1 pseudogene is annotated in these 369 nt (G+C 31.2%); it reads left to right on the forward strand.

From position 1 onward, the window contains the following. Window positions 1–260 (forward strand): annotated as a pseudogene (locus OEW74_RS19600) (peptidoglycan-binding protein LysM); the annotation flags it as partial. Window positions 261–369: the final 109 nt, after the last annotated feature.

Consider the following 369-nt stretch of genomic DNA (forward strand, 5'->3'; position numbering starts at 1 on the left):
TGAACGGAACCAACTTAATTCCTGTAAATGTTTTGACGATCAAAGTTGCTTCAGCTTCAGGAACAATGGGCGGAACAAAGAATGCTGTCGTTTTATCTGCAACTGATCAAAATTTAGTTACAAATGCTCCATTAGGAAGTGCATTAACATTGAATTTGGATTATACAATTCCTGCAGCTAAATCTTCTTCTTCAGATATATTAGGTAAACCAGCAGGAACTTATACGCAAACAGTGACTTATACTGCGACTGCTTTATAATAAAACATTATTTGTATCATTAAAAAATTCAAGTAACAATTAAAAAATTACAAGATAATATGCCGAATCTAATAAAAAAGCTATTGTTTTTACTTGAAATTGGTAATCA

This window comes from Chryseobacterium sp. YIM B08800, assembly GCF_026163565.1.
Classification (GTDB): Bacteria; Bacteroidota; Bacteroidia; order Flavobacteriales; family Weeksellaceae; genus Chryseobacterium.